Origin of the sequence: Streptomyces sp. P17, from assembly GCF_032436805.1 — a bacterium.
Lineage (GTDB): Bacteria > Actinomycetota > Actinomycetes > Streptomycetales > Streptomycetaceae > Streptomyces.
This window is the reverse complement of the sequence record NZ_JAVRBF010000012.1, coordinates 126,908-142,682: the sequence shown is the minus strand read 5'-3', so window position 1 is coordinate 142,682 and position 15,775 is coordinate 126,908. Positions and strand designations below refer to the sequence as shown.

The window sequence follows — 15,775 nt, the reverse complement described above, 5'->3', positions numbered from 1 at the left end:
GGTCTTTGGCCGGTGCGGCGAGGGTGCGTGCCGGGCGCCGTGGGTGCTGTGCGGGACTTTCAAAACACCCCCTAGGTGGGTTCCGGATGGCCCATGTGGAGAGGCGGGCTGCGTCTTGCGCTCATAGCGTGGCGGTTAGTCAGGTTTTGCCCCCTCTTCTGGAGGTACACCCCATGTCGCTCCGCTCCCGTCTCGCCATAACCGTCGCCGCCGGCGCAATCGCCGCCGCGGCCACCGTCACGCCCGCCGTCGCCGGTGAGGACTGGGGCGGGGATCCCCAGAACCGCCCCCGGCTGTACAAGGGGGTCGTGACCGCCAACACCCTGCTGCTGCGCAGCGCGCCCAACCGGGGTGGCCAGGTCATCCGGACCGCGCACCGCGGGCAGATCGTGAAGATCTTCTGCAAGACGGTGGGGCAGAACATCCAGGGCAACCCGCTCTGGTACCTCCTCACGGACGGCACCTGGGCCTGGGGGTCGGCCCGGTACATCAACAACATCGGGGCCGCGCCACGCTGGTGCTGAGCCGCACGGCACACAAGACGCCCTATTTGGGTAAGTTCCGGACATGAGCAAGGCCGGAACCACCCTGGTCCGAGCGGACGCACCCGCTCCCGCCGTCCGCCTCCCCCGGCGCCGTGGCATCGAACTGGCCCTCATCGTCGTGGCCGTCCTGCTCTCCGTGTACGGCTACTGCGCTGTCGGCCTCGCCCGCGACGGCACCGTCCCGCCCGGCGCCGTCGGTTACGGCGCCGGGCTCGGCGTGCTCGCGCTCGTCGCCCACTTGGCGGTGCGGTTCCGGGCGCCGTACGCGGACCCCCTGCTGCTGCCGATCGGCGTGCTGCTCAACGGCCTCGGCCTGGTGCTGATCTACCGGCTCGACCTGGAGACCCCGGGCGACCGGGCGGCGCCCGCCCAACTCGTGTGGTCCACGCTGGGGGTGGCGTTCTTCATCGTGACGGTGGTGCTGCTGCGCGATCACCGGGTCCTGCAGCGTTACGCGTACGTCTGTGTGGTCACCGCCCTCGGGCTGCTGATCCTGCCGATCCTGTTCCCCGCCGTGAACGGCGCCAGGATCTGGATCCGGATCGCCGGATTCTCCATCCAGCCGGGCGAGTTCGCGAAGGTGCTGCTGGCGGTGTTCTTCGCCGCGTATCTGGCCGCGAACCGGGGGGCGCTGGCGTATGCGGGCCGTCGGGTGTGGCGGCTGCAGCTGCCGACCGGACGGGTGCTCGGGCCGATCGTGGCCGTCTGGCTGCTGAGCGTCGGTGTCCTGATCCTCGAACGGGACCTCGGCACCTCGCTGTTGTTCTTCGGCCTGTTCGTGGTCCTGCTGTATGTCGCCACCGGGCGCACCGGGTGGATCGCCGTGGGGCTCATGCTGGCCGCGCTGGGGGCGGTCGCCGTGGGCCGGCTGGAGCCGCATGTGCACAGCAGGTTCGAGGACTGGCTGCATCCGTTCGCGTCGATCGAGGCGGGCCAGGGGCCGAACCAGCTCTCCCAGTCGCTGTTCGCCTTCGCGGCGGGCGGCGTGCTCGGCACCGGCCTCGGGCTCGGCCACTCCGTGCTGATCGGGTTCGCCGTCAAGTCGGACTTCATCCTGGCCACGGCGGGCGAGGAGCTGGGCCTGGCCGGCCTGTCGGCGATCTTCCTGCTGTACGGCCTGCTGGTGGAGCGCGGGTACCGGGCGGGGCTCGCGCTGCGTGACCCGTTCGGGCAGCTCCTCGCGGTGGGTCTCGCCTCGATCGTCGCCCTCCAGGTGTTCGTGATCGCGGGCGGGGTGACCGGGCTGATCCCGCTGACCGGGATGGCGATGCCGTTCCTGGCGCAGGGCGGCTCGTCGGTCGTCACCAACTGGGCGATCGTGGCGCTGCTGGTCCGGGTGAGCGACTCGGCGCGGCGGGGGTACGACACGGAGGCGGCGGCGTGACCCGGCACATCCGGCTGGCGGCCGTCTTCTGCGCCCTGCTGCTGGCCGCGCTCCTGGTGAACGCCACCCGGCTCCAGGTCGTCGAGGCCGGCGCCTACGACGACAACCCCGCCAACCGGCGGGGGACCATCGCCCGGTACGGCCAGCCGCGCGGCGACATCCTGGTCGGCGGCCGCCCGGTCACCGGCTCCAAGGACACCGGCGAGCAGCTCCGCTACGAACGCAGCTATCTGGACGGCCCGTTGTACGCGCCGGTGACCGGCTTCGCCTCGCAGGTGTACGGCACATCGCTGCTGGAGTACACCGAGGACGGGGTGCTGTCCGGCTCGGATCCGATGCTCTCGCCGTTCCCGCTGCTGAACGATCTGACCCGGGCGCGGAATCCGGGCGGCGACGTGGTGACGACCCTCCGCGCGCCGGCTCAGCGGGCGGCCTACGACGGGCTCGGCGGGCGCAAGGGCGCGGTGGCGGCGATCGAGCCGTCGACGGGCCGGATCCTGGCGCTGGTGTCGACGCCGTCGTACAACCCGGAGGCACTGTCGGGGAACGGGCCGGCGGTGTCACGGTCCTGGATCGGGCTGAACGAGGACCCGGACAAGCCGATGCTCAACCGGGCGGTACGGCAGACGTATCCGCCGGGGTCGACCTTCAAGGTGGTGACCGCGGCGGCGGCGCTGGACGCGGGGGTGGTCACGGATGTCGACGAACCGACCGACTCCCCCGACCCGTACACCCTGCCCGGTACCACGACGAGCCTGACGAACGAGGCGAAGGGGTGCGCGGACGCGTCACTGCGAGCCGCCTTCGAGTGGTCGTGCAACACGGTGTTCGCGAAGCTGGGCGTGCGGGTGGGGCTGACCGATCTGGCGGCCACCGCGCAGGCCTTTGGGTTCAACGACACGAGGATGCGCATTCCGTACGCGGTGGCGCCGAGCACCTTCGACACCTCGGTCGACCGGGCGCAGCTCGCGCTGTCGGCGATCGGGCAGTACAACACGCGGGCGACGCCCTTGCAGATGGCGATGGTCGCGGCGGCGGTCGCGAGCGGGGGGCAGGTGCGGGAGCCGTATCTGGTGGAGCGGACGATCCGGTCGGGCGGAGCGACGCTGGAGACGGCCGGGTCGCGTCCGGTACGGCAGGCGATGCATCCGGCGACCGCGGCACGGCTGCGGGAGCTGATGACGGACGTGGTGCGGGAGGGCACCGGCACGAACGCGGCGATCCCGGGGGTGACCGTCGGCGGCAAGACCGGCACCGCCCAGCACGGGATCGGCAACTCCGGGACGCCGTACGCCTGGTTCGTGTCGTGGGCGCAGGGTGAGCGGGACATGGAGCCGAAGGTGGCGGTCGCGGTGGTGGTGGAGGACGCGGAGGCGGACCGTGGGGAGATCAGCGGGGGCGGGGACGCGGCGCCGATCGCCCGGGCGGTGATGGAGGCGGTGCTCAACTCCTAGGAAGGCGTTCTCGGTTACTGAGACGGGGGTACCGACGCCCGGGCTCCCGACCTAACGTTCGGTTCATGACCTCAGTCGCGTACGAACTCGCCCAGGTGAACATCGCACGCCTCAAAGCCCCTGTGGACTCCCCGCAGTTGAAGGACTTCGTCGACTCGCTGGACCCGGTGAACGGCGACGCCGACTCGGCCGACGGCTTCGTCTGGCGCCTGCAGTCCGAGGCCGGCGACGCGACGGACATCCCCGTCTTCGGGGACGACTGGCTGATCATCAACATGTCGGTGTGGCGGGACGCCAACGCCCTGACGGCGTACATGTACCAGGGCCGGCACCGGGAGATGCTGGCCCGCCGCAGGGAGTGGTTCGAGAAGCTCCAGGAGGCGACCGCGGTCCTGTGGTGGGTCCCGGCAGGGCACCGCCCGACGGTCGCCGAGGCGGAGGCACGACTGCTGCACCTCCGCACGAACGGACCGACGCCGTACGCCTTCACGTTCCGCACGTCGTTCCCGGCGCAGAGCGCCGAACCGGTGGCACTGGAGGTGCCGGACGGTCTGGGCTGCTCGGTCTAACGGCGGCCCTCCTCGATCGCCTCCCGCACCTCCGCCGCCCGCTCCCGCTCCTCCCCCGCGAAGCGCTCGGCGTCCAGCTTCTCGGCGATCTCCTCGTCCTGGGCCATCAGCAGATCCAGGTTCGAGTCGGCCATCCCGAAGACGCCCATGTCGACGTAGGCCCGTTGGAGGCGTTTGCCCCACAGGCCTATGTCCTTGACGCAGGGGACGATGCGGGAGAAGAGCAACTGGCGGAACAGGGCGAGGAATTCGGACCGTTCGCTGTACTCCTCCGCTTCCGCCTTCGGGATGCCGAAGTTCTCCAGGACCTCCACGCCACGCAGGCGGTCGCGCATCAGGTGGCAGCCCTCGATGACGAACTCCTCGCGTTCGCGCAGTTCGGCGTCGGTGAGCTGCTTGTAGTAGTCGCGCAGCGCCATCCGGCCGAAGGCCACATGGCGGGCCTCGTCCTGCATGACGTAGGCGAGGATCTGCTGCGGGAGGGGCTTGTCGGTGGTGTCGCGGATCATGCCGAAGGCGGCGAGGGCGAGGCCCTCGATGAGGACCTGCATGCCGAGGTAGGGCATGTCCCAACGGCTGTCGGCGAGCGTGTCGCCCAGCAGTGACCGGAGGTTGTCGTTGATCGGGTACAGCATCCCGATCTTCTCGTGCAGGAAACGGCCGTAGATCTCGGCGTGCCGTGCCTCGTCCATGGTCTGGGTGGCCGAGTAGAACTTTGCGTCCAGGTCGGGGGCCGACTCCACGATGCGCGCGGCGCAGACCATCGCGCCCTGTTCGCCGTGCAGGAACTGGCTGAACTGCCAGGAGGCGTAGTGCCTGCGCAACTCCCCCTTGTCCGCGTCCGTCATCTTCGCCCAGTGCCGGGTGCCGTGGAGCGACATCGCCTCGTCGGGGGTGCCGAGCGGGTCGTAGGGGTCCACCTCCAGCGTCCAGTCGATCCGCCTCTGCCCGTCCCACTGCTTGTCCTTGCCCTTCTGGTAGAGGGCGAGCAGACGGTCGCGGCCTTCGTCGTACTCCCAGGCGAAGCGGGCCGCGCCGGTGGCCGGCACCTGCCAGAGGGGGTCTCCCGGGTCGTTGGCGTACAGGTCGTAGGTCGGCATGTCTCGCAGGCTCCCGCTCGGTAGACGCGGGGTCAACAAGTGCCGCACGAGGGATTGACTGGCTTGCTGACAAGCAGTCTCATAAGAGAACGGAGGATGTGACCCCGGGTAACGAATTGGGAGAACGATGACGACCCTCACGGAAGCCGACGCGCTCGAAGGCCTGCGCGACGCGCTGGGCCTGCTCAAGGACCGGGAGCAGGTGGCCGAACGGCTGCTCGACTCCTCCGCGAAGCACTCCTTCGATCCCGACAAGGAGCTGGACTGGGACGCGCCCTTCGAGGAGGGCAAGTGGTTCTGGCCGCCGGAGCTGGTGTCGCTGTACGACACCCCGATCTGGAAGCGGATGAGCGAGGAGCAGCGGATTCTGCTCTCCCAGCACGAGGCGGCGGCGCTGGCCTCGCTGGGCATCTGGTTCGAGCTGATCCTGATGCAGCTGCTGGTGCGGCACATCTACGACAAGGCGGCGACGAGCGCCCATGTGCGGTACGCGCTCACCGAGATCGAGGACGAGTGCCGGCACTCCAAGATGTTCGCGCGGCTGATCTCGCGCGGGGAGACACCGTGGTACCCGGTGAGCCGGGTCCACCAGAACCTGGGACGGCTGTTCAAGACGATCTCCACGACGCCGGGATCCTTTACGGCCACGCTGCTCGGTGAGGAAGTCCTGGACTGGATGCAGCGGCTGACCTTCCCGGACGAGCGGGTGCAGCCGCTGATCCGGGGCGTCACGCGGATCCATGTCGTCGAGGAGGCCCGGCATGTCCGCTACGCCCGCGAGGAGCTGCGGCGGCAGATGCTGACGGCTCCGAAGTGGTCCCAGGAGTTCACCCGGGTCACCTCCGGGGAGTTCGCCCGGGTGTTCTCGGTGGCCTTCGTGAACCCCGAGGTCTACACGAATGTGGGTCTCGACAAGCGCGAGGCCATGGCGCAGGTGCGGGCGAGCGGGCACCGGCGTGAGGTCATGCAGACCGGAGCGAAGCGGCTGACCGACTTCCTGGACGACATCGGGGTGCTGCGCGGGGTCGGCCGGCGGCTGTGGCGGTCGTCGGGGCTGCTGGCGTAGGTGAGGGCCGCGGCGGGGCCGGTTACGCTGCACGTCATGAGCTCCCCGGCCCCCACTCCCGCCTATCGACGTCTCAGCGTCGAGGAGCGGCGCAGTCAGTTGCTCGCCGCCGCTTTGTCGCTGTTCGCTCATCGGGCGCCCGAGGAGGTCTCGCTCGACGATGTCGCGGAGGCCGCCGGGGTGTCGCGGCCGCTGGTGTACCGGTACTTTCCCGGCGGCAAGCAGCAGCTCTACGAGGCCGCCCTGCGCTCCGCCGCCGAGGAGCTCCAGCAGTGCTTCGACGAGCCTCGCCAGGGGCCGTTGCTCGCCCGGCTCGGGCGGGCCCTCGACCGGTATCTCGCCTTCGTGGACGAGCATGACGCCGGGTTCAGCGCCCTGCTCCAGGGCGGCAGCGTCGTCGAGACCTCCCGGACCACCGCCATCGTCGACGGGGTGCGGCGGGCGGCCGCCGAGCACATCCTCCGGCATCTGGACGTCACCGAGCCCGGGCTCCGGCTGCGCATGACCGTCAAGGTGTGGATCACCGCCGTCGAGGCGGCCTCCCTCCTCTGGCTCGACGAGGGCAAGCAGATCCCCGTGGGTGAACTGCGCGACTGGCTCGTCGACCAGTTCGTCGCCGTGCTCTCCGTGACCGGCGCCCGCGACCCGCAGACCGCGGCGCTGGTGCAGGCGCTCGCCGAGGATGGCTGACACTGGAGCCGTGAAGAGCGAAGACACCCCCTTCGAGGGCGGGCCCATGGACGGCCGTGTGCTGCCCGTCCTGCTGGGGATCACCGGGCACCCGCCCAAGACGTACCGCATCCCCGTCCCGGACCCCGACGGCGGCCCGCCCACCGTGCTCGTCTACCGGCGCGTGCCCCGCGTCGAGGGCCGGCCCATCGGGCTCTCCCGGCGCTGGAAGTACACGTACGACCCCGAGGGACGCCTGGAGAGCCGGCTGAAGTGGCCCTGGTCGAAGCCAGACGCCACGCCGGGCGGCAAGCCGGACGACGCGGACGGGTGACCCGGTTGCGCCGAACCGCGCACACTCGGCGCGCGCACCACGAGCGTCCGTCTGATGCTCGCGGTGCGGAGCAGAGGGGCTGCTCCGCACCGGAGGTGATGACGTGTCAGGAAGGCTTCTGCGTCTGGTGTGTACGGCGGCGACGGCAGCCTGCACCGTCCTCGCACCGGTCCCGGCCGCGGCCGTCCCTGAGCCCGGCGAGCAGTCCGTCTCCCGGCTTCTGACGGATCTTCAGCGGCTGTACCGGGAGGCGGAGCGGGCCACCGAGACCTACAACGCCACCGAGGAGAAGCTGAAGAGGCAGCGCGCCGAGGTCAGGCGCCTGGACGGCGAACTCGCCCGGGTCCGCCTCTCGCTGCACGACAGCCGGGGCGCGGCGGGGCGCCTTGCCCGGCAGCAGTACCAGAGCAGCACCGAGATCTCCTCGTACGTACGGCTGCTCCTTGCCCGCGATCCGCAGCGCGCGCTCGATCAGGGGCATGTGATCGGGCAGTTGGCGCGGGAGCGGGCCGAGACGGTGGGGCGGCTGACGGGCAGCGAGCGGAAGGCCGGCGGGCTCGCGCGCAGGGCCCGCACGGCGCTCGACAAGCAGCTCGCCCTCGCCGAGCGGCAGAAGAAGGACCGGGACGAGGTGCAGGGGCGGCTCAGGGACGTCGAGGAGATGCTCGTCTCGCTCCGTCCCGAACAGCTCGTGCAGATCGCCGAGTTGGAGAAGAAGGGCATCAGCAAGGCCCAGAAGGAACTCGTCACATCCGGGGCGCTGAGCAGCGAGCGGAAGCCGTCCGGCGCGGGCGAGCGGGCGGTGCGCTACGCCATGCGGCAGCTGGGAAAGCCGTACGAGTGGGGCGCGGAGGGCCCGGAGACGTACGACTGCTCAGGCCTCACCTCTCAGGCCTGGGACCACGCCGGTACCCCCATCCCCCGCACCAGCCAGGAGCAGTGGGCACAGCTCCCGAGGGTCGCGCTGAAGCAGCTGCGCCCCGGTGACCTGGTCATCTACCACCGGGACGCCACCCACGTGGCCATGTACCTGGGCGAGGGCAAGGTGATCGAGGCCCCCAGGACGGGCGAGAAGATCAAGGTGTCGCCGTTGGCGGCCAACCCGATCCTGGGAGCCGTACGTCCGGACGAGCCGCTCGCTAGGCCAGCGACGCCAGATACGCCTCGGTCTTCTCCGGATCGTAGAAGAAGTTCTCAAAGTCCGCCGGGTCGTTGAACGCGTTGGCGAAACGGTCCGCCGCCGGCTGCAACTGGCCGGCCGCGCCGATGAGGTTGAGGATGTGCTCCGGCGGCGGGGCCAGCATCGCGTTCGTCCACTTGGTGACGTGCTGCGCGGTCGCCCAGTAGCGGTCGAACGTCGCCTGCATCCACTCCTCGTCGAACGGCTTGTCCCCGTGCTCCAGGATGGAGGCGAGGTACGCGGCCGCGCACTTGGACGCGGAATTGGAGCCCTGGCCGGTGATCGGGTCGTTCGCTACGACCACGTCGGCGACGCCCAGGACCAGGCCGCCGCCCGGAAGCCGGCCGATCGGGTTGCGGACCGTGGGCGCGTAGCGACCGGCCAGCGTGCCACCGGCATCCGTCAGTTCGGCCTTCGTCGCCCGGGCGTACTCCCACGGCGTGAACTTCTCCATGAGTTCCAGGGTCAGGGAGAGGTGTTCCGCCGGGTCCTTGACGCCGTTGAAGACGTCCAGCGGGCCGCCGGGTATGCCCTCCCAGAACAGGATGTCGGCGCGGCCGGAGGTGGTGAGCGTCGGCATGACGAACAGCTCGCCGACGCCGGGGACGAGGTTGCAGCGGACCGCGTCGAACTCGGGGTGCTCGGGCCGCGGGCCGAGGCCGTGGACGTAGGCCACCGCGAGGGCGCGCTGCGGCTCGCTGTACGGGGAGCGCTCCGGGTCCCGGGCGAACATCGACACCAGCTCGCCCTTGCCCGCCGACACCAGCACCAGGTCGTACGTACGGGAGAAGTAGTCGAGGTCGCCGACGGCCGCCCCGTGGATGACCAGCTGGCCGCCGCGCTGGGCGAAGGTCTCCATCCAGCCGGCCATCTTCACGCGCTGGTCCACGGACTGCGCGTACCCGTCGAGCCGGCCCACCCAGTCGATCGCGCGGGCCGCCGGGCCCTCGGCCCACGAGCCCGGTGCCGCCACCGAGACGCCGAGTCCTTCGGTCTTCGGGGCCTGGGACTCCCAGAAGTTCAGCTGGAGATCGCGCTCGTGCTGCAGGGCCGTGTGGAACATGCACTGCGTCGACATGACCCGTCCGGTGCGGATCTCGTCCGCGGTCCGGTTGGACATGAGGGTGACCTCGTACCCGTTCGACTGGAGTCCGAGGGCGAGCTGGAGGCCGGACTGGCCGGCCCCGACGACGAGTATCTTCCGCATGCGGGTGCTGTTCTCCTACTCGGGTGTTTCGTCGAGCGCGTGGCCGACGAGGGCCAGGAGGGTCTCGATGACCGAGATCCGGCGGCGCGCGTCCATGATCATGACAGGTATGTGCGCGGGGATCGTGAGCGCCTCCCGCACATCCTCCGGTTCGAACCGCTCGCTGCCGTCGAAGTGGTTGACCGCGACGACGTACGGCAGCCCGCAGCTCTCGAAGTAGTCCAGCGCCGGGAAGCAGTCCTTCAGGCGCCGGGTGTCGGCCATCACGACCGCGCCGATCGCGCCGCGCACCAGGTCGTCCCACATGAACCAGAACCGCTGCTGGCCCGGCGTGCCGAACAGGTAGAGCACCAGGTCGTCGTCGAGCGTGAGGCGGCCGAAGTCCATGGCCACGGTGGTGGTCAGCTTCTCGGGCGTGGCGGTGAGGTCGTCGGTCTCCTCGCTCGCCTCGGTCATCAGCGCCTCGGTCTGCAGCGGCGTGATCTCCGAGACGGCGGTGACCAGTGTGGTCTTGCCGACGCCGAACCCGCCCGCCACGACTATCTTCGTGGCGATGGGGGCGCGGGTGCGGTCCGTCTGCCAGGGCCGCATGGTCTCGTCGGGCTCGACGAGGGGGGAGACGCCGACGGCGTCAGAGACGACGGAGTCCACTCAGCACCCTTTCCAGCAGCGCCCGGTCCGGACGGCCCGTGCCGTGGCCGGTTCCGGTGCCGTACACACGGATCTTTCCCTGGTCCGCGAGATCGCTCAGGAGGACGCGGACCACGCCGAGCGGCATCTTCAGCAGCGCGGCGATCTCGGCCACCGTGCGCATTCGGCGGCACAGTTCGACGATGGCCCGCATCTCGGGCATCACCCGGGTGTTGAGGGAACCATTCGTCAGCTCCTTGCGCTCCTCGGGGGCCTCCAGGGCCGCCACGAACGTCTCCACCAGGAGGACGTGTCCGAAGCGGGTACGGCCGCCGGTGAGCGAGTAGGGGCGTACCCGGGCGGGCTTGCGGTCGCCGCCGCGGACGGGGAGCTTCTTCGGCGTGCTGCTGCTCATCGGGCACTCCCCGTCGATTCGGCTTCCAGGGATTTTCGTAGCTCGCTGCGGAGTTCGGGCGTCAGGACGTGTCCTGCGCGGCCGACGAACAGGGCCATGTGGTACGCCACCACGCTCATGTCGCATTCGGCGGAGCCGTGCACGCCGAGCAGGGAGCCGTCGCTGATCGACATCACGAACAGGCTGCCCTCGTCCATCGCCACCATGGTGTGCTTCACCCCGCCGGACTCCATCAGGCGGGCGGCGCCGATGGTGAGGCTGCCGATGCCGGAGACGATGGTGGCGAGGTCGGCGGAGGAGCCTCGCGGGCCGGTGCGGGTGCGCTTCGCCTTGGCCTGCTCGTTTCTGTCCGGGTCGGAGGAGAGCAGGAGCAGACCGTCGGAAGAGACGACTGCGACCGACTCGATGCCCGGCACCTCCTCGACCAGGTTGGTCAGTAGCCAGTGCAGGTTGCGGGCTTCACTGCTCAGTCCGAAGGTACTGGGCGCGGTCAACTGCTTGCCTCCTCGACTGTGCCCCCCGTGGCTTCTTCGGATTCTGCGATCTCGGCTTGTACGTCGCGGTAGCCGGCCTCCGCCCCCCGGCGGAAGCCACCCAGCCTCCGGCGGAGGGCCTCGGCGTCAACGGTGCCCGTTCGCTGGCGTGGCGCCGAGGTGGGTGTGCTGATCTTCGGGGTGCGCTTGGGGAGGCCCTTGTCTGTGAGCTGGTCCTCTTCGGCGCGATCGTGTGTCGGGTCCGTCTCGGCTTCGCCTTCGACGGATTCTGTCCCACCCGTACCACCCGTGCTGCTTTCGTCGTCGGGTGCCGGTGGCCCCTGTGGGGGCTCCTCGCCGTCGGCGGCCTCGGGGTCGGGCTCCGGCTGGATGGGCGCCAGGAGCTCCATCGTCGTCTCGGCCGGAGTTTCCGCCGGCCTCGGACGGGTCTCCGCGGATGCCTCCTCCGGCCTCGGACGCGTCTCCGTCGGGGCCTCCTCCGGCCTCGGACGCGTCTCCGTCGGGGCCTCCTCCGGCCTCGGACGCGTCTCCGTCGGTGCCTCCTCCGGCTCCTCCGACCGCCGTACGGCCCTCTCCGCCAGTTCCACCAGGCGGTCGCCCCTGCCGCCGTGCAGGACGTTGGAGTTGGCCTCCGCGTCCGCGCCGGGGAGCGTGAAGGTGTGGGCGGCGCCGGGAGCCGGGGCCGTGGAGGTGGGGACGGCCGTCGGCTCCGGGGAGGCCAGGAGGGCGTTCGGGAGGACCGCCACCGCGGCCACTCCGCCCTGCTTCTGTTCGCGGAGCTGGACGCGGACTCCGTGGCGGTGGGCCAGGCGGGCCACCACATAGAGGCCGAGGCCCAGGCCCTCCTCGCCTTCCTGGTCGTAGGAGGCCTCGGGGTCGAAGCCGGACAGGCGGGAGTTGAGGCGGGTCATGCGGTCGTCCGTCATGCCGATGCCCTCGTCCTGGACGGAGAGCATCACCTCGCCGTTCTCCAGGAGCCAGCCGGAGACCTCGACGGGCATGTCCGGCGGGGAGAACGCCGTGGCGTTCTCCATCAGTTCGGCGAGCAGGTGCGAGAGGTCGTCCGCCGCGAAGCCCGCGATGTGCGCGTGGGGAGGCAGGGCCGCGATGCGGACTCGCTCGTAGCGCTCGATCTCGCTGACCGCCGCCCGGACCACGTCGACCAGCGGGACCGGGCCCGCGCTGTGCTGGACGTGTTCCGTGCCGGCCAGGACGAGGAGGTTCTCGCTGTGGCGGCGCATCACCGTGGCGAAGTGGTCGAGCTTGAAGAGGGTGGCGAGGCGGTCGGGGTCCTGTTCGCGTTCCTCCAGTCCCTCGATCACCGCCAGTTGGCGTTCCACCAGGCCCAGCGTCCGCAGGGCCAGGTTGACGAAGGTGGAGCCGATGCTCGTGCGCAGGCGGTCCAACTGCGCTGCGGAATCGGCCAGTTCGGCGCGCAGCTCCTCGCGGGCGTCGGCCATCTTCTGGCGCTGGCCCACCAGGTGCTTGCGGTCGGACTCCAGTGTCGCGACGCGCTCGTGGAGGGCGACGGCCTGCGCGTGCAGGGTGTTGACCGAGTCGACGACCTTCGCGAACTCGTCCTTGCGGCCCGTGAACTTGACCGGTTCCTCGGACGCCGGGTCCTCGGCCGCCGCCAGCCGCGCCGAGCCGAGGCGCACGACCGCGAGCGGGCGGGTGAGGCCCCGGGCCATCCCCGTGGCGACGCCGATCGCGAGCAGCACCAGCACGCCGAGGATCGCGATGCGGATCTCCAGCTCGGTGACGTCGTCGTCGCGCAGGACGGCGAGGTCCTTGGTGCGGCGGTCGTGGAGGGCGGACTCGGCGCCGCGCATCATGTCGACGCGGGCGGAGAGCGCCTCGTCCAGCTTCTTCACGCCGGTGGCGAGTTCGGCGTCGGAGAGGGTGGGCTGGTCTGTGAGAGAGGCGAGGTACTTCTCGGCGGTCTCCGCCTCGGGTCCGGTGACCGTGGAGTCGTAGGAGGTCACCGCCTCCTTCGGCGCGGTCTCGCGGAAGTCGGCGAGGGCCGCGTCGGAGCGCAGCCGGGCCTCCTGGGCGGCGGCGGTGAGCGCGTCGCGCTGCTTGGCGTCGGCCTCGGAGGCGGAGGTGACCGTGCTCGGCAGACCGGTAACGGGGTCGATGACGGTCTGCGTGGTCCGGGGGACGTTGAGCGCCGCGAGGAGCAGGCCCCGGGTGGAGGCGGCCTGTTGTACGGCGGTGTCGAGCTCGGCGAGGGCGAAGGCGCCGGAGCCCGCGCGGGGCGGCATGGCCTCGGCCAGCTGCTCGGCGAGCCGGTGCAGTTCGGTGAGGGAGGCGGAGTACGCCTTGTGCGTTTCGAGAGCGGTGCTCTTGCCGGTGAGCGCCGCTCTGCGCAGGGCGGCGATGTCGTCCAGGTCCGCGCGCAGGGAGGCGGGGGTGTCGTAGTTCGCGCGCAGCTCCTCGACCAGTCGGTCGACGCGGGCGCTGCGCTGCTCCGAGGGCGCCTTGGACTTGGGGCGGCCGGCGGCGATGTAGGAGATGACCTCGTCGCGTTCGTCGGCCAGTGAGTGGGCGAGGGCGAGAGCGTCCTCGGTCTGCTCGGAGAGGGTCACCAGCTTCTGGGTGTCGTGCACCTGCGCGGAGGCGGTGACGACGGAGGGGGCGCCGGCCGCGGCGATGGCGGCGGCGACCACGGCCACGGCGATGAAGAGCCGGTTGCGTACATGGGTGGGCCGGCCCCTGCCGGCCGTGGTGGTGCCGGTCCCTGCCGTGGTGCCGGGCGTGTGCTCCGGGCCCCCTGCGGAGGCCTTCTGCTTGCCTGAGCGACGAGGCCGCGTCATCTGCACCGGTGCTCGCATTCCTGAACTCGTGATACCCATGGGCCCGGGTGACGCTCCGTCAGCTGGCGCATACGCCCGGTACGCTTCCCGACCCTCCCAGTGCCGGTGGGCGGTTCTCTCGCATCACCTGACCCGCCACCCGAAGGAGTGAACCCCGGAGGGGAGTTGGCGGGCAAGTTCCCGTGGCGCTTGCGACGGCCGTTCCCGGCGGGCCGGTTGGACGTCCGCCGCGGGCGGTGGCAGTATTCGCCGCCACGTCTGCGTGGAGCGCGTCATTCCACCCCAAACCAGGCGTCTGACCTGCGCGAGTGCGCCAATTGCGCAACCGTTGCCAGCCTTTGGCGAACCTTGTGAAGGGCTCGTGCAGACTGGCCTGATGCGTACTGAACTTGTTTCGGAGCCCGGCGATCCCGCCCGCCCCAACGAGGACTTCGCAAGCGTCGGACTGCCCGCCTCCGGACAGGGCGGCGCGGTGGTGGTCCTCGACGGGGTGACCCCGCCGAAGGACGGGACGGGCTGTCTGCATTCCGTCCCCTGGTTCACCGCGCACCTCGGTGGGGCGCTGACCGAACTGACCGTTTCACTCCCGGATGTCCCCCTCGCCGACGCCCTGTCGCTCGCTCTCGCGCATACCGCCGACGCCCACCGGGAAACCTGTGACCTTTCTCACCCACGCACACCACAGGCAACGGTGGTCACGGTCCGCTGGTCACCCGAGACCGTCGAGTACCTGATCCTCTCGGACTCGGCCCTGCTGGTGGAGTCGCCGGACGGCACGGTCACGCCGTACCTCGACGACCGTCTCTCCCGTCTTCCCCGGTCCGCCCTGGCCACGGACGCGATGGTCGACGGCAGCCTCCGTAACAGGGAGGGCGGCTTCTTCACGGCCGCCGCCGATCCCTCGGTGGCGGCCAGGGCGGTGACCGGAACCCTGCCCCGCTCCGGTGTCCGCGCCCTGGCCGCCCTCACGGACGGTGCGACGCGCTGGGTGGAGAAGTTCGGCGCCGGGGACTGGGCGGACCTCTTCGGCGTCGTACGGAAGGAAGGCGCTCAGGCGCTGGTCGACCGGGTGCGGGCGCTGGAACTCGCGGACAACGACCGGACGTTCCTGCGGTGGGGCAAGACGCACGACGACGCGACGGTGGTGTTTGTGGAGTTGCCGGCTGTCAGCCCTGCCCCTCCATCTCCTGGTTCAACTGGTTGAGCAGCCGGGCCAGTTCGGAGACCTCACGAGGGTCCCAGCCGGAGAGGCGGCGGGCGTACCGCGCGCGCCGGGCCTCGCGCACCTTGCTCACCCGGCCGCGGCCCTCCTCGGTGAGGTGGACCAGCCAGGCCCGTCCGTCGGCGGGGTCGGGTTCGCGGGCGACCAGGCCGAGGTCCTCCAGGGCGCGCAGCTGACGGGACATGGTGGCCTTGCCGACGCCGATGTAGGCGGCGAGCTCGGTCGCCCGCTGCTCTCCGCACTCGTCGAGGCGGATCAGCAGCCCGTAGGCGGCGGACTCCAGATCCGGGTGGACCTCACGGGCCATCTCGCCCTGACTGGCCCGCGCCCGCCGCAGCAGTACGGTCAACTCCCGCTCCAGGGACAGGAACTCGGGCTGCTCCACATCGCGCCGGGGCAGCCCCGCGGACACCCCGGATCCGACTCGACGCCCGTCGCCGTTTCCGTCTTCGCGCACGTCAGCCCCTGCCTCGGTTTCCCAGTTCTGAAAGTTTCCGTCACATGCCGTCATCGCCGCAGCTCCGTCAGTATTTCGCAGGCGTAGACCAACGGCAGCCTCCAGACCCTCTTCCACCCACCGGTCCCCGTCCGTAGCGTCGTCCCCAGGCACTGGACTGGCATGCCCACGCCAGCATTGTCGGACGGCGGACCAACAGCGGGCCAACGACGACCCGCCCACCCCCCGTTCCA

Annotated in this window: 16 protein-coding genes; 9 read left to right on the top strand and 7 right to left on the bottom strand. The window is 70.6% G+C overall.

Annotated elements, in window-relative coordinates; genetic code table 11:
• Positions 1 to 173 precede the first annotated feature (173 nt).
• The 4 genes from RMT89_RS10640 to RMT89_RS10625 all read left to right on the top strand — a co-directional run bounded on the left by RMT89_RS10640 (position 174) and on the right by RMT89_RS10625 (position 3,952).
• Positions 174 to 524, top strand: coding sequence for an SH3 domain-containing protein (locus RMT89_RS10640; RefSeq protein ID WP_315883564.1), 351 nt, complete (start codon positions 174 to 176; stop codon positions 522 to 524).
• Between the two features lie 43 nt (positions 525 to 567).
• A complete protein-coding gene (locus RMT89_RS10635; protein WP_315883563.1) occupies positions 568 to 1,929 on the top strand; it encodes an FtsW/RodA/SpoVE family cell cycle protein in 1,362 nt (453 codons plus the stop codon).
• Positions 1,926 to 3,383, top strand: a complete 1,458-nt coding sequence (locus RMT89_RS10630; RefSeq protein WP_315883562.1) for a penicillin-binding transpeptidase domain-containing protein — start codon at positions 1,926 to 1,928, stop codon at positions 3,381 to 3,383. The genes RMT89_RS10635 and RMT89_RS10630 overlap by 4 nt, the downstream gene beginning before the upstream one ends.
• Positions 3,384 to 3,448: 65 nt before the next feature.
• A complete protein-coding gene (locus tag RMT89_RS10625; RefSeq protein WP_315883561.1) occupies positions 3,449 to 3,952 on the top strand; it encodes a DUF3291 domain-containing protein in 504 nt (167 codons plus the stop codon).
• Here the strand turns inward: RMT89_RS10625 and RMT89_RS10620 are convergent.
• Complete coding sequence (locus RMT89_RS10620; RefSeq protein WP_315883560.1) at positions 3,949 to 5,052, bottom strand: ferritin-like domain-containing protein; 1,104 nt, start codon at positions 5,050 to 5,052, stop codon at positions 3,949 to 3,951. The two genes, RMT89_RS10625 and RMT89_RS10620, sit on opposite strands and share 4 nt — an antisense overlap.
• Before the next feature lie 127 nt (positions 5,053 to 5,179).
• On the opposite strand from RMT89_RS10620, the gene RMT89_RS10615 reads away from it, so the two are divergent.
• The 4 genes from RMT89_RS10615 to RMT89_RS10600 all read left to right on the top strand — a co-directional run bounded on the left by RMT89_RS10615 (position 5,180) and on the right by RMT89_RS10600 (position 8,337).
• On the top strand, positions 5,180 to 6,118 hold the full coding sequence (locus RMT89_RS10615; RefSeq protein ID WP_315883559.1) for a diiron oxygenase: 939 nt from the start codon (positions 5,180 to 5,182) through the stop codon (positions 6,116 to 6,118).
• Positions 6,119 to 6,154: 36 nt separating this feature from the next.
• Positions 6,155 to 6,808 carry a TetR/AcrR family transcriptional regulator gene (locus RMT89_RS10610; RefSeq protein WP_315883558.1) on the top strand — a complete coding sequence of 218 codons (654 nt, stop codon included), beginning with the start codon at positions 6,155 to 6,157 and terminating at the stop codon, positions 6,806 to 6,808.
• Positions 6,809 to 6,818: 10 nt separating this feature from the next.
• Complete coding sequence (locus RMT89_RS10605) at positions 6,819 to 7,121, top strand: hypothetical protein (RefSeq protein WP_315883557.1); 303 nt, start codon at positions 6,819 to 6,821, stop codon at positions 7,119 to 7,121.
• A gap of 103 nt (positions 7,122 to 7,224) precedes the next feature.
• Positions 7,225 to 8,337 carry an NlpC/P60 family protein gene (locus tag RMT89_RS10600; RefSeq protein ID WP_315883556.1) on the top strand — a complete coding sequence of 371 codons (1,113 nt, stop codon included), beginning with the start codon at positions 7,225 to 7,227 and terminating at the stop codon, positions 8,335 to 8,337.
• Here RMT89_RS10600 and RMT89_RS10595 read toward each other — a convergent pair.
• The 5 genes from RMT89_RS10595 to RMT89_RS10575 are packed head-to-tail and all read right to left on the bottom strand — an operon-like array spanning position 8,261 to position 13,869.
• A complete protein-coding gene (locus RMT89_RS10595) occupies positions 8,261 to 9,508 on the bottom strand; it encodes a styrene monooxygenase/indole monooxygenase family protein (protein ID WP_315883555.1) in 1,248 nt (415 codons plus the stop codon). The two genes, RMT89_RS10600 and RMT89_RS10595, sit on opposite strands and share 77 nt — an antisense overlap.
• Before the next feature lie 15 nt (positions 9,509 to 9,523).
• Positions 9,524 to 10,159 (bottom strand): ATP/GTP-binding protein, encoded by a 636-nt coding sequence (locus RMT89_RS10590; RefSeq protein WP_315883554.1) that lies wholly within the window; start codon positions 10,157 to 10,159, stop codon positions 9,524 to 9,526.
• Positions 10,140 to 10,553: a DUF742 domain-containing protein gene (locus RMT89_RS10585; RefSeq protein ID WP_315883553.1), complete on the bottom strand. Its 414-nt coding sequence runs from the start codon at positions 10,551 to 10,553 to the stop codon at positions 10,140 to 10,142. Before RMT89_RS10585 ends, RMT89_RS10590 begins: the two co-directional genes overlap by 20 nt.
• Positions 10,550 to 11,047: a roadblock/LC7 domain-containing protein gene (locus RMT89_RS10580; protein WP_315883552.1), complete on the bottom strand. Its 498-nt coding sequence runs from the start codon at positions 11,045 to 11,047 to the stop codon at positions 10,550 to 10,552. The genes RMT89_RS10585 and RMT89_RS10580 overlap by 4 nt, the downstream gene beginning before the upstream one ends.
• The gene (locus RMT89_RS10575) at positions 11,044 to 13,869 is read right to left on the bottom strand and encodes a nitrate- and nitrite sensing domain-containing protein (RefSeq protein ID WP_315883551.1); all 2,826 of its coding nucleotides are present in this window, start codon (positions 13,867 to 13,869) and stop codon (positions 11,044 to 11,046) included. The genes RMT89_RS10580 and RMT89_RS10575 overlap by 4 nt, the downstream gene beginning before the upstream one ends.
• 370 nt (positions 13,870 to 14,239) lie before the next feature.
• Here RMT89_RS10575 and RMT89_RS10570 point away from each other — a divergent pair, with 370 nt between their 5' ends.
• Positions 14,240 to 15,067, top strand: coding sequence for a protein phosphatase 2C domain-containing protein (locus RMT89_RS10570; protein WP_315883550.1), 828 nt, complete (start codon positions 14,240 to 14,242; stop codon positions 15,065 to 15,067).
• Here RMT89_RS10570 and RMT89_RS10565 read toward each other — a convergent pair.
• Positions 15,030 to 15,542 carry a MarR family winged helix-turn-helix transcriptional regulator gene (locus tag RMT89_RS10565; RefSeq protein WP_399497897.1) on the bottom strand — a complete coding sequence of 171 codons (513 nt, stop codon included), beginning with the start codon at positions 15,540 to 15,542 and terminating at the stop codon, positions 15,030 to 15,032. The two genes, RMT89_RS10570 and RMT89_RS10565, sit on opposite strands and share 38 nt — an antisense overlap.
• Positions 15,543 to 15,775: the final 233 nt, after the last annotated feature.